Source organism: Algoriphagus sp. SE2, assembly GCF_039563885.1.
GTDB lineage: Bacteria > Bacteroidota > Bacteroidia > Cytophagales > Cyclobacteriaceae > Algoriphagus.
In genome coordinates this window covers 47,420-66,177 of the sequence record NZ_JBCLWJ010000001.1, presented here as the reverse complement: position 1 = coordinate 66,177, position 18,758 = coordinate 47,420, and the positions used below count along the sequence as shown (strand labels likewise).

1 protein-coding gene is annotated in these 18,758 nt (G+C 45.8%); it reads left to right on the top strand.

Annotation, left to right across the window (positions count from 1 at the left end):
* Positions 1 to 32 precede the first annotated feature (32 nt).
* On the top strand, positions 33 to 18,752 hold the full coding sequence (locus AAGF08_RS00155) for a gliding motility-associated C-terminal domain-containing protein (RefSeq protein WP_343508847.1): 18,720 nt from the start codon (positions 33 to 35) through the stop codon (positions 18,750 to 18,752).
* Positions 18,753 to 18,758: the final 6 nt, after the last annotated feature.

Sequence of the window (18,758 nt, the reverse complement as noted above, 5' to 3'; positions counted from 1 at the left end):
GGTATGGGGATTTAGTTTATATAAAACTGTTTATGGTAAAAAATTTACAGAACTCACTTTTTGGAGCTTTTTTGGGGTTGTTGATTTCCTTTCAGGGATTTTCGCAAAATCTCATTCACAATTTTGAGTTTAATAACAACCTTAATGACTCGAAATCTACTGGGGTATCCCTTACCCCATTTAATGTAGCTTCTTCTTCTTTTGGATCAAATCCCAACAGTTGGAATTGGACCCAGCCCAGTAGTCCAGGTGGAGGACTAGAATTATTAACAGATCAGTTACCAGACCCCAATAGTTATTCGATTGGTTTTAGGATCTCATTTGCTGAGACGGGACCAGGGTACAAAAAAATCTTATCCTTTAAGGGGCCTACAGATGATAATGGTCTCTATTTTCAAAATAACAATTTGGAGTTTTTCCCATTTGGGAAAAATACAGCCATTACCTATGCCCTAAATACGTTCTATGATTTTGTATTAACAAGGAATGCTTCTGGAGCGATCATCGTATATGTAGTAGAAAGTGACGGAACCGTAACTGAGGTTTATAATACTCAGGATACCCAATCTGCCGCAGTGCCGAGAGATGTAAATGGTAGTCGAGAGTTTCGGTTTTTTATGAATGATCAAACAGCTACCGAGCATACCTCAGGTGGCTCTGTCAGAAATATCAGGCTTTGGGATGCACCGTTATCAGCAGGGGAAATTGCCGGAGCTTTGGGTTCAGTAACTACGGGTGATCCAATTGTGGTTACCTCTGGGGGGGCTACAATAACCGGAGAAGTTAATCCTCAAGGAACATCTTCCACTTTTTCATTCGAATATGGAGAAACCCCTGCCTATGGGCAAACGGCAGCAGCTACTCCATCCACTGGGTTTGGTAGTTCTGCTATTTCGGTGCAAGCGACCTTGCTTGGTCTCAAACCCGAAACAACCTATTACTATCGTTTAAAATCCACCAATGTTTCTGGTGATTCCTTTGGTTCCGAAAAAACATTCACCACCCTTAAAGCTCCAGGAGGTGTAGGTGGGGCGGAGCTATGGCTGGATGCATCTGATCCGGATGCGGATGAAAATACAGCTAATAATCCAGCCGATGATACCGATGTCACGGTTTGGAAAGATAAGTCAGGAAACGGGAATGATGTTACTACATCAGGTATTTCGCAGGGAGGGGTAAATCCTCCATCCTATTTGAATAATCAATTTAACGGAAATGCTGCGCTGCGATTTGACAAAGCCAACAGCGAATCTCTGGGAAAAATACTATCGGCAGATTACGTAGGGGATTTTACCTTATTTATTGTTTTGGAAGGAGAGAGTACCAACCCTCAAGACTTCGATGCCTTTTTCTCTTCCTGGAATGCCGCTGGACAAGCCAATAGCTTTCAAATAGATTATGTGGCTGGGACAGGTAATTTTCAGGTAAGAAGTAATCAAGCCAGTCTGGCATTTGGACCTATTAACCAGGAGTTGGACCTCTTTGCCGTAAGACAAACGGGTACCAATCTCGAGACCTATTCCGATGGGGTACTTCAGAACCAGGCAAGTTTGGGCGCAGCCCTTGGTTTTAATTCTTATAGAATAGGGGTGAACAGAAATGGAGGTAGCTTTTATGATTCTAAAATTGCAGAAATCATCGTCTATCCAAGGTCCTTAACGCCTTGTGAAATAGAGCAAGTGAATGACTACCTGGGGTCTAAATATGGTCGCGATTATTATGACTTAGCCTCTAATTTTGATCATTCTGCGTCCTTTCCCAACGATATTTCTGGGATCGGAGCTTTTGCATCCGCTTGTACCGGATTGAGAACCATAAACGAGGCTCAATCCAGTATACTCACGGTCAATAATCCATCCTCGAATGATACCCAGGATGAGTTTTTGACTTTCGGGCATGATAATGGAGCCCTTGTTGAGAATACCACGAATCTTCCTGCTGGTTTGGATGGATCTAAGCGAATTGGACGGAATTGGATAGCAGATCGTGATGGAGATGTAGGTGTAGTAGATTTAAACTTTAATCTGGACGGTATTTTAATTTCTGCCACCCAGGCTTCGGATTTTAAGCTAATAATTGATCCTGATGGAGATGGGGATTTTTCTACGGGAACTCCTACGGTTCTCGGTTCAGGGATAGTTTCTGCTAATAATGTCAAGTTTATTGGGGTTGATTTGCCTGATGGAGCAGTATTTTCCATAATAACAGATAGTCCTGATGCCGTTGGTTCAGGTGGAATTGTAAATCGAGTAATTGTCAATCCTTCGTTCGAGAATGGACCAGGAGGAGTTCCATTGACCCATGGGACTTTTGCCCAACTAGAGTCGCAAGCCGCAACGAACCCAGAAATCGATGGGTGGTTTACAAATCATCCTCCAGCTGGTGGAAAAGAATCTCCTATTGAATCTTGGCGAACTGGTTTCCAAGGTGTAGCGTCCCAAGAAGGGAATTATTTTGTTGAGTTGAATGCTGTTCAACCTTCCAGACTATATCAAACAGTATATCTTGTTAATGGTGAAAGCTTTGAATGGAGCTACCATCATAAGCAACGCAGCGGGGTGGGTACCCAAACTGTTGAATATTCTATTTATAGTCAGGATGGAACGACCAAACTTGAAACTATCGATACCAACACTGCCTCGAGCACCAGTACTTGGGATGCACCAAGGGGAACTTATACCTTTACAGGAGCCACAGGAGTTTACCAGATAGGATTTGAAGCTACTGCTCCGGCAACAGGCGGTGCGGGTAACTTTTTGGATAATATCCGGATTGGGCTAAATGCCATCGCTGAATTCAACCTATCCAGTACTTCGGTTAGCAAATTTGATAACAGCTACAGACCCTATATCATTTTAAATGGTAGAGTCACAACGAATAGTACGATTACCTTTCAGGCTGATCCCTCTTCCACCGCCGTAGAGGGGGTGGACTATAGTTTCGCACAGAAAACAATCACTATCCCTCCCGGGGATTATTCAGCAGTAGACTCCATACCAATTCCTGTCGAAATGTTGGGTAGTATGACTACCAACGAGAACCGTATTTTGGAATTGTCTGTGGCAAGTGTTTCTGGAGATGTTGAATTTGGGGACTCCAATGGAGATGGATTTAATTCCACACTAATCATTTCCATTTTGGATAAAATTCCAGGAGGAGTAATTGGAACAAACCTTTGGTACAAAGCAGATGAGGGTGTGACAACCGGCACCTTTACTTGGGCTAACCAAGGTGTTTTGGGTACTGCTGCAAATGCTACCACTCGTTCAGGTGCTAATTCACCTACATTTAACAATACATCTACAAGTGCGCAAATAAACTTTAATCCTTCCATTTCTTTTAATTCCTCAAATACTGAGGCATTGGCTACTCCAACTATTGCAAGTTCAATTCTGGGTTCGGAAGGTGGATTTGATGTTGGAACTCAGTTTGTCGTTTTCAGGCAAATTGGCAGCACGCAAGTGGTATTCAATTATTCTGATGGAACCTCTGCATGGGCTGTAGGTGGAAATTCCGCAGGCGCGTTGGTACAACAGAACCAAACCGTAAACCCAGTGGGAACGGTAAGTGCGGGACAAGTGGCCTTGGTCGATCTTGCTGCAAGCACAGCCAGCTCGGGCTCTACATTTGATCTGCAATTAAACGGAGGGCCGTCAAGCACAACAAGTGGTGCAAGTTATGTTGATCAAGCCTCAGGTAATGCTCTAAATTTTGCGTTCTATAATGGTGGGTATTCAACTGTTGATATTGCAGAAATAGTCCTTTATCCTTCATTGCTTTCTGCAGCCGACCGAAACAAAGTACAATCTTACCTGGCTATCAAATATGGAATCAGCCTTGGAGATAATACCGATGCAGTTGCTTATACTTCATCTAGTGGCACTGAGGTTTGGACTGCGGATGATACTTATAAATATGACATTTTCGGCATCGGTAAGGATGACGCCAGCGATCTTAACCAAACCCAATCCAACAGTATCAACACCGGTAGCGGAGATGGTACAGGACAAAACGGAACCGGTAGCATTGTACTAAGAAATCCTAGTAGCCTTGAAGATGGTGACTATCTTTTGGTTGGTCACGACAATGCAACTCTCGATCCTTTGACACCTGGTGATCAATTGCCTGCCAGTTTAAGTGGCTTTACACGCATTGGGCGTCAGTGGTTAGTAAGAGAAACAGGGGATGTAGGGGATGTAGATTTGACGTTTGACATTAATGGTTTAGGTTACTCTGGAATTGTGCCGAGCAGTTATCGCTTATTGATTGATACGGATCAGGATGGCGATTTTACCACAGGACAACCCACGATTATACAAGCTGATGCCAGCAGTTTAGGTGGAAATACCACACTCATCTTTAATGATCTTGACCTTCAGGATTTGTACGTGTTTACAATTATCACCAGCGTACCTTCTCCGGGTGCAGGTAATGATATTTTGTGGCTTGAGGCAAACAATGGTGTCAGCAGAAACGGGAGCAATCAAGTTACGGGATGGTCTGATCAAACCGGAATTAATGCCTTTACCGTGGTGGGTACACCAACTTATGAAGAAAATGCCATCAACTTTAATCCAATAGTCGGCTTTGATAATTCTGCAGCAGCAACAAATACTGCTCCTCCTAACCGTCTGGAAGGAAATACCGCCTTAACAGCAGTTGAATCATTTGCCGTTTATAAAGATGCAGCAAATAGTAACCATGGCTCTATCATTAGTTCGACAACCCCAGGTTCTACCTATCCACGAGGGTTTTTATTGGGTGCAAATAACCAGTTTGTTACAGTTTCCGATGGAGCAGTTCAAAACAACTATCAATTCACGCAAGGAGGTACCTTTCACATTGCTAATACTGATGTATCGCCAACCAACCCAGCAAGCTCCTTTAGAATTAATGGTGCGTCAACAGCTTTTAATTCTGGTACCGGAGATTTTGCCGATGTGCAAATAACCCCTTTGGTAGGCGGGGCAATAAATGCCTCTGGCAGTGTCTATACGCATTTTAGCGGTGAGCTGGCTGAAATAATTCTATATCCTTTTTCTTTATCCTCAGCTGAAAAGCAAGAGGTAGAATCGTACCTCGCCATAAAATATGGAATTACTCTCGATCCTAGCATTGGTGCCTATGTAATTCCTTCAGGAGGAGGAACACCCACTGCGGTTTGGGATAATACAAACTATTGGAATGATGTATTTGGTATTGGGCGAGAAGATTCGGAAGGTTTGAATCAAACAGCAAGTAATAGCATCAACACGGGTAGTGGAGATGGAACAGGTCAATCCGGAAAAGGGAATATTATTTTAGCGAGTCCTTCATCATTAGATGATGGAGATTTTTTAATGATTGGTCATGACAATGGGGGTCTATCTGAAACGAGTTCAGATCTACCTGTGGGATTGGATATGTTCCGATTAGGGAGAGAATGGAAAGTCCAACACACGGGTGATGTAGGTACTTTGGACCTAGAGTTCGACTTCAACGGCCTTACTTTCTCTGGTGGTACCACTGATCTTAATAACTATCGACTGCTGATTGATAATGATGGAGATGGAGACTTCACCACTGGCAATGTCCAGATAATTAATCCTGATTCTTTCGGGAGTCCAAAATTGATTTTTAATGGGGTAAATCTTGTCGATGGAGCGGTATTTACGTTTGCTACTGGACTTTTTAATCCTTCTTGGACACTAACTAAATCAACTACAACTCCACAGTATAATGCCGTTGGAGATATCCTTGATTATACATTAGAATTAGAAAATACAGGAAATGTCGACATTATTTCAGTAAACATCGATGACCCAAATATCTCCTCAAACATTGTTTTGGAATCTGGAGATGTGGGTTTTCCTTCTGTATTAGAACCAGGAGAAACTTGGATCTACACAGCCACTTATGTGGTGAGTCAGGCAGATATTGATGCAGGCAGTTATTCCAATACAGCTACGGCCACTGGTACTCCAGTTGCAGGGTCATTGGATGATGCAGTTTCCAATACAGTGACGGCAACTGCGGATATCAATCCAGCTATTACTTTGGTCAAATCCATTACCAGTGCTGAGGCTGTTTTTGATCGGGTAGGTCAAGTGATAGACTATAGATTGGAGCTTAGCAATACCGGGAATGTGACATTGGATATGGTAAATGGTACCTATGTGCAGGATCCAAAGTTTCCTACTCTCTCGCAGACCCCTAATCCTGGATCAGATGTCAATAATGATGGAAAATTAAATCCAGGAGAAACCTGGGTATATACCCCGTCTTATACGGTAGTTCAAGTAGATATTGATAGAGGAAGTATATCTAATACAGCGAGGTCACAAGTGGCTGTGCCTGGACAGGCGGATTTACTAGAAAATTCTAATACAGTAGTAATTAACGCTGATCAGCAAAAGACTTGGACCCTATCCAAGTCTAGTGGCTCAACAAGTTTTTCATCTGCCGGAGAGGTGATTCCATATCAATTGGAATTAGAAAATACGGGCAACCTCAGGATCATAGGAGTTACAGTCTCGGATCCTTTGATTCCTAATTTAACCAAAACAGGTGGAGATGTAGTGAATCCAGGAATTTTGAATCCAGGTGAAATCTGGATTTATACTGGATCCTACACTGCGACCCAGTCAGATTTGGACCAAGGTTTTATTACAAATACTGCAACTGCAAATGGCAATACCATCGCTGTCGGTTCAATGCCGGAAGTGAATTCCAATTCCGTTACCGTTCCAGCTACACAGACTCCTGATTGGGAACTGACCAAATCTGCTACCGAATCAAGCTATTCAACTACCACAGATTTCATCAATTATGAACTGGTATTGGCAAATACGGGAAATGTTTCCATCTCTTCAGTGTCACTGACAGATTCGAAAGTCAATTTATCGCAAACTATCACAGGGGATACTTCCAATCCTGGTGTTTTGGATGTGGGTGAAAGCTGGACTTATAGTGCGGTTTATGGTGTGAGCCAAGCAGATATTGATGCAGGTAGTATTACTAATACAGCTACAGCATCTGGCACACCAGCTGGGGGTACTTTGTCGGACGCAGTTTCAAATACCATAGTTATCAATGCGGTTCAATCCCCAAGTTGGAAGACCAATAAGGCCAGCTTGGAAACTACTTATGATCAGGAAGGGGATGTGATTAATTATGCATTTTCACTGGTCAATACCGGAAATGTTTCCATTTCTGGTATTAATCTTTCTGATCCCATGTTATCCATTGGTCCAAACCTTACAGCAAGCTCTGATAAGGGAAATGATCATGTGTTAAGCCCAAATGAAACCTGGGCTTTTTCGGGTTCCTATACAGTAACCCAAGCCGATATCGAGGCAGGCAGCTACACCAATACGGCTATGGCTACTGGGACACCAGCAGGGGGTACGTTGACTCCGGCCACCAGCAATTCCGTGACTGTTCCGGCGGTGCAAAATCCTTCCTGGACGCTGGATAAATCAGCTAGGGTTACTTCTTTCGATCGCGTGGGAGAGCCGATTCTTTATCTGTTTCTGGTAACTAATACCGGCAATGTGAATATTACATCTGTTGATGTTTTTGATGAAACACTCAACAGGGCGCCAGATTTAGGTGGAAATAGTTCTACACAAGATGGTATTTTGAATCCAGGGGAGACTTGGACCTATGCCATTATCAATAAGACAACCCAAGCAGATCTGGATCGAGGGTTCTTCACCAATACCGCGAGAATAAATGGAAACTCTGCGGCAGGACCTCCTCCTTCTGTTCGAGACTCTACCACCATCACAGCAGTCCAGACCCCATCTTTCAGCTTTGAGAAGAAGGCTTTGACTCCAACCTATAGTTCTGTAAATGATCCGATCACCTACCAGCTGATTCTGACAAATACGGGAAATGTGACGTTGAGCAATTCGACGATTTCGGATCCGCTGCTGGGCTTGAACCAAAACATTCCCCAGGCGATTGCACCGGGAGACAGCGTGGTAGTATCAGGCAATTATAAAGTCACTCAGGCTGACCTAGATAGAGGGGAGTTTATTAATACTGCAACAGCCAGTACGGAAGGACCGAACGGAGTACTTCCTTCGGCAACGGACACGGCAAGGGTTACGGCACGACAAAGTCCAACTTGGAGCCTGAGCAAAACCTCGGATAAATCGACCTATTCTAAAGTAGGAGAGGTGATTGCCTTCACCTTTACCCTGACCAATACAGGGAATGTGTCTATTACCGGAGTTTCCTTAACCGACAACAAGGTGTCTCCTTCACCGGTGCTTCAATCCGAAAGCCTCAGTCCTGCGGACAATATTCTGAGTCCGGGAGAAAGCTTTATATACACTGCCACCTATACGGTAACCCAGGCGGATATCGATGGCGGAACGATTGTCAATACCGCCACCGCCTCAGGAACGGTACCTTCAGGAGCTCCAAGTCTGTCGGACGTCACGGATTCGGATACGCTCACTGCACAGTCCAATCCAAGTGTCCTTCTGACCAAAACTGCAGATAAGTCCACGTTTGAGTTGCCGGGAGAAGTAATTACTTACACAATACGTGTGGAGAATACAGGAAATGTGACGCTGGATCAGCTGGAAGTACAGGATAACCTGACTGGCTTCAGTTCAGGGACTCCGTTCTCCTTGTCCCCAGGCGGAGTGAATACATATACCACTACCTACACGGTGACCCAGGCGGATTTGGATGCGGGGGAAATAGTGAATACCGCCACGGTATCAGGAGAAGACCCCTCCAATACTCAGGTCACCTCAACTGATACTCATACCGTTCGTGCGAAGATCGCGGCAGCACTTGATCTGGAAAAGACAGCCAATCCGACGGTATTTGTAAATGCAGGAGAAGTGGTGACTTATACCTTTGAATTGACCAATACCGGGAATGTGACCCTTTCCAATATTGTATTGGACGATCCAAGGATCAGCTTTAATCAGGCCGTTTCGGACTTGGCTCCTGGACAGGCCGCCACGATTACCCATAACTATACTCTTACCCAATCTGATATCAACGACCAGGGGTTTGTCAACACAGCTACTGCAACGGCGACTTCTCCTCTTGGGAAATCAGTAACCGCTACAGATCAGGCTGCAGTGACTGCCGTGGATAAAGGCGCACTGGATATCAATAAGGTAGCATTGGATCAGACCTATACCCAAGTAGGAGAGGCGATTGATTTTGAGATCACGGTGACCAATGTAGGCAATGTGACCATTGATAATGTGGTGGTCACGGATAACTTAACCAGCCTGAATGTTAACGTTGGCACCTTGAATCCGGGACAGAGTAGCTCGGTGATTCCTACTTCCTATATCATTCAGCAGGCAGATCTGGATGCAGGGCAGGTTGTTAATATCGCTTCTGTGACCGGAGTGGAAAGCACTCCACAGGCTACTCCGGTAAATGCACAGGATCGTGCATTGTCCGTAGCGAAAGTACGGGATGCGCTCATATTCACCAAAGTTGCTCAAACTGCTGATTTTGACGCATTGGGGGACGTGTTGAGCTATCAACTTATTGTTGAAAATGCAGGAAACGTCACGTTGAATAATGTGGTGGTGTCTGACCCATTAGCTACGGTGGTCAATCCAAATATAGGGACGGTTTCTCCTGGTCAAGTAGTGACACTGGACGCTACCTACTCGGTGCAGCAGGCAGATGTAGACCGGGGATTTTTTGAAAATATAGCAGCAGTCACTGGTACCGATCCTTTAGGAACTGATGTGTCAGAACTTGCTCGAGCTACAATTCAAGGAAATCAAAACCCTTCGATTTCACTGAGCAAAACAGGCTCACCTGCCTCCTACAGCAATGTCGGGGAAACGATCACCTACACACTTGAGGTAAGGAATAGCGGAAATGTCACTTTAACGGATGTGCAGATCGTGGATCCGTTGACTAATACCAATCAAACCGTTTCAGCTAGTTTGGCACCGAATCAGACAGTCTCAATCTCTGAGACCTACACGGTGACCCAGCAGGATATTGATCGTGGATCCATTGTGAATACGGCAACAGCAACTGCTCTTGACCCCGCCGGTCAAACCCAGCAAACGCAGGATAGCTTTACGGCGACGGCTACGCAAACTCCTCAGTTGAGCTTCACAAAAGCTGCCGACAAAACGGAATACGATTCACTCGGAGAAGTGATCAATTATGAATTGAATGTGAGCAATGCGGGGAATGTGACCTTGAAAAATGTGATTGTCACAGATCCTTTGACCGGGTTGAATTCCAATATCGGAGAGTTGGCGCCAAGCCAAAGCCGAACCATCACAAGCAGCCATCTGATTACCCAAGCTGAGTTGGATGCAGGTACCTTGACGAACACCGCGACAGTGATCGCCTCTCCACCAGTTGGAACACCGCTTAATCAGCAGTCTTCGATTACCCTGAATGCGGTACAGAATCCATCTATAGACATTCAGAAAAAGGCATTGACCTCAAGCTACAGCGCAGTGGGGGATGTGTTGAATTATGAGCTGATTGTGACCAATACCGGCAATGTGAGTCTGGATAATGTAACGGTACAGGATCCGCTTGTCTCGATCAATCAAAACTTAGGGAATTTGGCACCGGGTGCTACCCAGACTTTGACGGGAAGCTATTCGATCAAGCAGGCTGATTTGGATGCGGGTTCAGTAGTCAATGTAGCAATTTTGGAAGCCACTGACCCTAATTCCAATACCTTGAATGGTCAAGCTACGGCAACCGTATCGGCGGTGTCTACACCAAGTATATCCATCACCAAGACAGCCAATAAGCAAAACTTCCAGACTTTAGGAGAACAGATCACCTATACTTTTGCAGTAGAAAATACCGGTAATGTCACCTTATCCAATGTGATCGTGACAGATCCTAAAATAAACTTCACTTCCAATCCGGGAATTTCCTTACTTCCTGGGAATACTGCGGTAATAGTTGCCAATTATCAGGTAACCCAAGCAGATTTGGATGCTGGGGAAATTGTAAATATTGCTTCTGTATCTGGTCAGGATCCTTTTGCTACCCAAGTTCAAGATTCAGGTTCTCTTCGTCTTCCAGCTTTGCAAAGAAAAGCTTTGGAACTTCGAAAAGTTGCCAATACCAACTTGTTCAATGTCGCCGGTGAGGTAGTTACTTACAACTTCCAGGTAGCAAATATTGGAAACGTCACCTTGAATAATGTTGTGATTGATGACCCAAGAATTCCATTTAATCAAGTGGTAGGCACGCTGGCGCCAAATCAGGCCGCACAGTTCTCTACGACTTACACGCTCACCCAGGCAGATGTGGATGCTCTTCGGATAGTCAATGTTGCCACTGCGTCCGGTACCGCTCCTGATAATTCTACTGTCACTACGACTGATAGCAATACCATTACCATTGCAGGGGTAGGAGCACTAAAATTGGAAAAGACAGCTGTTCAAAAAACCTATGACACAGCAGGAGATGTATTGGATTTTGAACTCACAGTAACCAATACCGGAACGGTTACCATTGATAATATTCGATTGACAGATGGTTTGACTGGTATTATCAATTTGGATTTAGGAAGTCTGGCTCCTGGAGCTTCTACAATGATTCCTACGTCCTATACTGTTTCTCAGGCCGATATTGACGCAGGACAGTTCCAAAATGTAGCATTTGTTCAAGGGGTCGAAAGTACACCTCAAGCTAGAACCGTATCTGCTCAGGATGCTGTGATTATCCTCGCTACTACCCAAGCAAATGTGAAGCTGGATAAAGTGGACCTAACCAAGACATTTGGAGCTGTAGGTACCACGCTTAATTATCAGCTCGTAGTTACCAACAATGGCAATGTGACCTTGACCAATATTCGCTTGACGGATCCGTTGACAGGATTGGATCAGGCGGTTCAGAATATTGATCCCGGACAATCCCGAACCATTACGACTTCTTACAATATCCAACAATCAGATTTGGATTTAGGAAGTGTGACCAATGTAGCTACTGTTAATGCTTCAACCTTTGGCAATCTGACAGTTCAGGACTCAGACCAGGTAGTTACGCCAGCGGCACAAAAGCCGGCTATAAAAGTGACCAAAGCAGCGGATGTAAGTACCTATGACCAAGTGGGAGATTTGATTACTTATAGGATAGAAGTAACGAATTCTGGTAATGTCACCTTAACCAATGTCCTTGCAGTTGATCCATTGACCAATACCAACCAGAATTTGGGTAATCTGGCACCGGGTCAGAAAGTTACGATCACAGAAAAATATCAGATTACACAGGCTGATATCAATGCTGGAAAGGTTGCAAATACAGTTACGGTGTCAGGAGTAGATCCTCTAGGAAATCCTGCAAGTAGTACGGCAAGTGTCACGGTGTCTGCTGATCAAAAACCTAATTTGGAATTGACAAAGACTGCCACACCGAGCATCTTTGATCAGGTAGGTGACGTGATCACGTATCAGTTGGTAGTGAAAAATACCGGAAACGTCACGCTCACCAGTACTATAGTGACCGATCCTTTGACCGGCTTCAATGTCAATTTGGGTACCCTTGCTGTAGGGGCCTCTAAAACACTAACCGAAGTGTTTACCATCTCCCAGCAAGACATTGATCGGGGATTTGTACTCAATACGGCTAACGCCCAGGCTCTGGATCCCAAATCTCAAAAAGTATCAGCTACCGCAAATGCAAAAGTGGATGCGGTTCAGAACCCAGGAATTGGATTGAAGAAGACTACAACAACTCCAACCTATGGTGCTGTTGGAGATGTAGTGGAATTTAAAATAGAAGTGACCAATACAGGAAATGAGACCCTGACCAATGTCACAGTGGTAGATCCTCTGACCAGTTTGAATCAAAATATAGGAACCCTCATCCCGGCCCAGAGCCAATTGATTACCACATCCTATACAGTGACTCAAACAGATTTGGATGCAGGAAAGGTTGTGAATACGGCATCAGTGTCCGGTACCGATCCTTCTAATCAGACTGTACAGGCCAATACAGGATCACAGGCTACGGCCATTCAAAGTCCTTCTGTTTCCTTGACCAAAACCCCAAGCCAATCCACCTATTCTCAAAATGGAGAATCCATTACGTTTGATTTGTTAGTGGAGAATACCGGAAATGTGACCTTGACGAATGTAGTCATCAAGGATCCTTTGACTGGACTGAACCAGACAGTCAGCACTTTGGCACCAGGACAGTCTAGCAGCATTTCTACTACTTATTCTGTAACGCAGCAAGATCTTAACAAAGGACAGTTTGTGAATACAGGGATTGTGGAGGCATCAGCTCCTGGTGGAGTATCTGTTTCTGATAGCCAAACTGCAACAATAACGGCGACTGTTAACGCCGCTGTTGAAATCACAAAATCAGCTACTCCAAGTACCTATAGCCAGATTGGGGATGTGATCCGATATGTTCTCAAGGTAACAAATACCGGCAATGTCACGGTGAACAATATTCGTGTGATTGATCCATTGACTGGGTTGGATAGAAATCTTGGAATATTGAATCCAAAGAAGACACTAACCCTAAATGAGAGCTATACCATTACTCAGCAGGATATCGATGGCGGACAAGTGGTGAATACAGCTACTGTAACTGCCGCAAGTCCGGCAGGGGGAACCGTTCAGGATGATGCAACTGCTACAGTCACAGCCGTTCAAAATCCGGGAATTAACCTTGTAAAAACGACGAAAACACCGATCTATAATCAGGTCGGGGATGTGATTGACTTTACATTGCTTGTCACCAATACTGGGAATGAGACCTTATTTAAAGTCAAGGTTGTAGATCCATTGACAGGATTAAGTCAATCCTTAGGTACTTTGACACCGGGCCAATCTTCAACCATTTCCACGTCTTACACTGCTACACAAGCTGATTTGGACGCAGGTCAGATCAATAATTCGGCGACAGTTACAGGATTTGACCCTTCAAATATCAAGGTTGAATCCACTGCACAGTCTATTGCGACAGCCAATCAAAATGCGGCCATTTTAGTCACAAAAACAGCCACACCAATTGACTATGATCAGGTAGGAGATGTGATTACCTATCAAATAGTGGTTACGAATTCAGGCAATTTGACTTTGACCAATGTAACGGTTAGCGATCCTTTGACCAATACCAATCAGACCATTCCTGCCCTGCTGCCAAGCCAGAAAGTGACTGTTACTGAAAAATATACCATTACGCAGGCGGATATCGATGCAGGGCAGGTAATCAATACAGCCAATGTTTCAGGCACGGATCCTAATGGTTTGGCAGTTCAGGCCACTACCTCTGCTACGGCTTTTGCAGTTCAAAATCCAGGTATTGGACTGATCAAGACCACCATTGCTCCGGGCACCTATAGCACACCAGGCGATGTAGTAGAATTTGAGTTGATCGTTGAAAATACCGGAAATGAAACCCTGACCAATGTGACGGTAGTTGATCCGCTCACAGGTCTTAATCAGGCTATTGGAACTTTGACACCAGGACAGAGTAGTAGTTTGACCACTTCTTATTCAGTCACTCAATCGGATATTGATCTAGGGGTCATTACCAATACCGCAACAGTTTCAGGAATTGATCCTAACAATCAGACCTTGACTGCTGGCGCCACTTCCTTGGCGAATGCACTGATCAATTCAGGCATTACCCTGGAAAAAACAACAACGGCCACCGGATTTGGTCAATTGGGTGAATTGGTCCCATATGAAATCAAGGTAGAAAATACCGGAAATACCACGCTCAACACAATTGCCATCAGCGATCCGAAACTTGGATTAACTCAATTTGCGAACACCATAGATCCGGGTCAGGTAATTACGATTGCCAGAAATTATACGGTCACTCAGGCTGATTTGGATGCTGGATTTATATTGAATATAGCTGAGGCAAAAGGTACTGATCCGTTCAGCACCCTTGAGAATAGCATAGATTCTGTCAGAATCAACGCGGTACAAACCCCGGGTATTTCTATTTCCAAGACGCCTTCTCAGCCAGAATACTCTTCTTTGGGTGAAGTGATTGATTATGAGCTCATAATTACCAATTCAGGAAATGTTACATTAAGTAGTTTGACAGTAACGGATCCGTTGACCAATTTGAATCAAGCGCTGAGTGATTTGATTCCAGGAGAATCTGTCACTATTTCCACTGGCTATTCCATCCTTCAAGGAGATTTGGATGCGGGCCAGGTAGTGAACACGGCAACCGTAAGTGGTCAGGATACTAATGGAGGTAGCCTGGCTACTTCGTCTAATGCTACTGTCACAGCTATTCAAAATCCAGGTATCCAACTTACCAAAACAGTAAATCCTACTTCTTATACAAAGGTTGGCGATGTGTTGACCTATACGCTGACAGTAGAGAACACGGGCAATGAGACCCTGGACAACGTGACGGTAACCGATCCGTTGACGGGCCTCACCCAGAATGTGGGCACGCTGACTCCGGGCCAGAATCAGACAGTAACAACGGGCTACACGGTGAGCCAGGCAGACGTGGATGCGGGTCAGGTGCTGAACACGGGCAGCGTGACGGGTACGGATCCGAACCAGACGGTGCTGACCGCGGATGCACAGACGGTGTCCAATGCGGTACAGACCCCGGGCATCACGCTAAGCAAGGCGGTAATACCGGGCACCTATGACCAGGTTGGCGACGTATTGACCTATACCATAAAGGCGACCAACAGTGGTAACGTCACCTTGAGCGGCATCACGGTCAATGATCCGCTGACGAATCTGAGCCAGACCTTTACCACGCTTGCACCGGGCAAGACCTTGACGTTGAACGAGCAGTATACCGTGACCCAGTCAGACCTGGACAACGGGCAGGTAGTGAATACGGCTACGGCGACAGCCACGGATCCGAACCAGCAGGTTCAGACGGCAACAGGCAGTGCGACGGCTACGGCGGTACAGAATCCGGGCATCGCATTGATCAAGTCGGTGGACAAGAAGGAATACAGCCAGGCAGGCGAGGTGTTGACCTATACGCTGACGGTGGAGAACACGGGCAATGAGACCCTGGACAACGTGACGGTAACCGATCCGTTGACGGGCCTCACCCAGAATGTGGGCACGCTGACTCCGGGCCAGAATCAGACAGTAACAACGGGCTACACGGTGAGCCAGGCAGACGTGGATGCGGGTCAGGTGCTGAACACGGGCAGCGTGACGGGTACGGATCCGAACCAGACGGTGCTGACCGCGGATGCACAGACGGTGTCCAATGCGGTACAGACCCCGGGCATCACGCTAAGCAAGGCGGTAATACCGGGCACCTATGACCAGGTTGGCGACGTATTGACCTATACCATAAAGGCGACCAACAGTGGTAACGTCACCTTGAGCGGCATCACGGTCAATGATCCGCTGACGAATCTGAGCCAGACCTTTACCACGCTTGCACCGGGCAAGACCTTGACGTTGAACGAGCAGTATACCGTGACCCAGTCAGACCTGGACAACGGGCAGGTAGTGAATACGGCTACGGCGACAGCCACGGATCCGAACCAGCAGGTTCAGACGGCAACAGGCAGTGCGACGGCTACGGCGGTACAGAATCCGGGCATCGCATTGATCAAGTCGGTGGACAAGAAGGAATACAGCCAGGCAGGCGAGGTGTTGACCTATACGCTGACGGTGGAGAACACGGGCAATGAGACCCTGGACAACGTGACGGTAACCGATCCGTTGACGGGCCTCACCCAGAATGTGGGCACGCTGACTCCGGGCCAGAATCAGACAGTAACAACGGGCTACACGGTGAGCCAGGCAGACGTGGATGCGGGTCAGGTGCTGAACACGGGCAGCGTGACGGGTACGGATCCGAACCAGACGGTGCTGACCGCGGATGCACAGACGGTGTCCAATGCGGTACAGACCCCGGGCATCACGCTAAGCAAGGCGGTAATACCGGGCACCTATGACCAGGTTGGCGACGTATTGACCTATACCATAAAGGCGACCAACAGTGGTAACGTCACCTTGAGCGGCATCACGGTCAATGATCCGCTGACGAATCTGAGCCAGACCTTTACCACGCTTACACCGGGCAAGACCTTGACGTTGAACGAGCAGTATACCGTGACCCAGTCAGACCTGGACAACGGGCAGGTAGTGAATACGGCCACGGCGACAGCCACGGATCCGAACCAGCAGGTTCAGACGGCAACAGGCAGTGCGACGGCTACGGCGGTACAGAATCCGGGCATCGCATTGATCAAGTCGGTGGACAAGAAGGAATACAGCCAGGCAGGCGAGGTGTTGACCTATACGCTGACGGTGGAGAACACGGGCAATGAGACCCTGGACAACGTGACGGTAACCGATCCGTTGACGGGCCTCACCCAGAATGTGGGTACACTGAGCCCAGGCCAGAGCCAGACGTTGACGACGACCTACACGACCCTGCAGACCGATGTGGATGCGGGTCAGGTGCTGAACACGGGCAGCGTGACGGGTACGGATCCGAACCAGACGGTGCTGACCGCGGATGCGATTGCGGTAAGTTTTGCGTTGATTAACCCCGATGCCGAATTAGTAAAGACAGTTGATAAAACAGAATTTAAAAAGGTCGGCGATGTTCTTACGTATCAATTGACTCTTGGGAACACAGGAAATATTACACTTCAAGATATTATCCTAGAAGATCCTGTTACCGGATTGAGAGAGACTATCGACGAATTGAATGTGGGTGAATTGATCACCGTTGAGACAGCCTATACCATAACTCAGGAAGACATCGATAGAGGATTCTTTACGAATACAGCTATTGCTAAAGGTGTTTATTTAGGAACGGACCTGATAGAGGTAAATGGATTTGCTACCTCAAGGTATTTACGCACTGAAATTGTTGCCAATGACGATGATTTTGGAATATTCCCGTTGAGTTTCACTGGAAGTGTTGGGAATGTATTGGCAAATGATCTGGTAAATGGCATTATTCCTAATCCAACTGAGGTAATTCTTGAAATTCGTGATCCAGGTAATTTGATCGGTGCAAGTTTTGATAATGACGGGAACTTGATTTTAATTCCGGGCCTAAATGAACCGGGAACATACGAATTAGTCTATAGGCTTAGTGAGAAGGATTCTCCTGAGATTTGGGATGAGGCCATTATTTCTTTAGAGCTGGAAGATGACCGAGTTGATTTGGCCATTCAGAAGTCAACTTTGGTCACTGAGATCTATGAAGGGGATGAATTTGAATATGAAGTGTTGATCCAAAATATAGGTGATATTTCTGCTAGAAACGTCCTAGTGCGTGACGAGTTGCCAGGTGGAGTACAGCGAGTAAGCGAAGAAGTTGTACGGGTAAGTGATCCGCAAATAGTAGTGACTCCGAGTGTATCGGGCAGCACGCTTTCTTGGGAGATTCCTATCTTACCAGCTAAAGCAGAGGTTCTGATTCGTATCAAAGTTAGAGCTGGGAATCCTGGTTTGATAACAAATTCTGCTTCAGTTCTTTCTGATGGGGTAGATACTGATTCGGGTAATAATCAGTCTGCTGTTACGGATGAAATAAAAGCCTTTAGAGTGCCAAATGTCATTACGCCTAATTCTGATGGGCTAAATGACGAGTTTGAGATAAATGGATTGAATAAGTTTGTAGAGAACAAGCTGGTTATTTTCAATAGACTGGGCGATATTGTACTGTCAGTAGAAAACTACCAGAATGACTGGTCTGCAACAGGGCTTAATGCTGGGACATATTTCTATGTGTTTACTGCCAAGAACTCCGTAGGTGAGCGCTTTGTCTTCCAGGGATGGATTCAGGTAATCAAGGGGAATAACTAAAATCGT

What these genes read in the sequence shown, in the direction of transcription:
- AAGF08_RS00155 (WP_343508847.1), top strand. Translation starts at nt 33, where the DNA reads ATGGTAAAAAATTTACAGAACTCACTTTTTGGAGCTTTTTTGGGGTTG.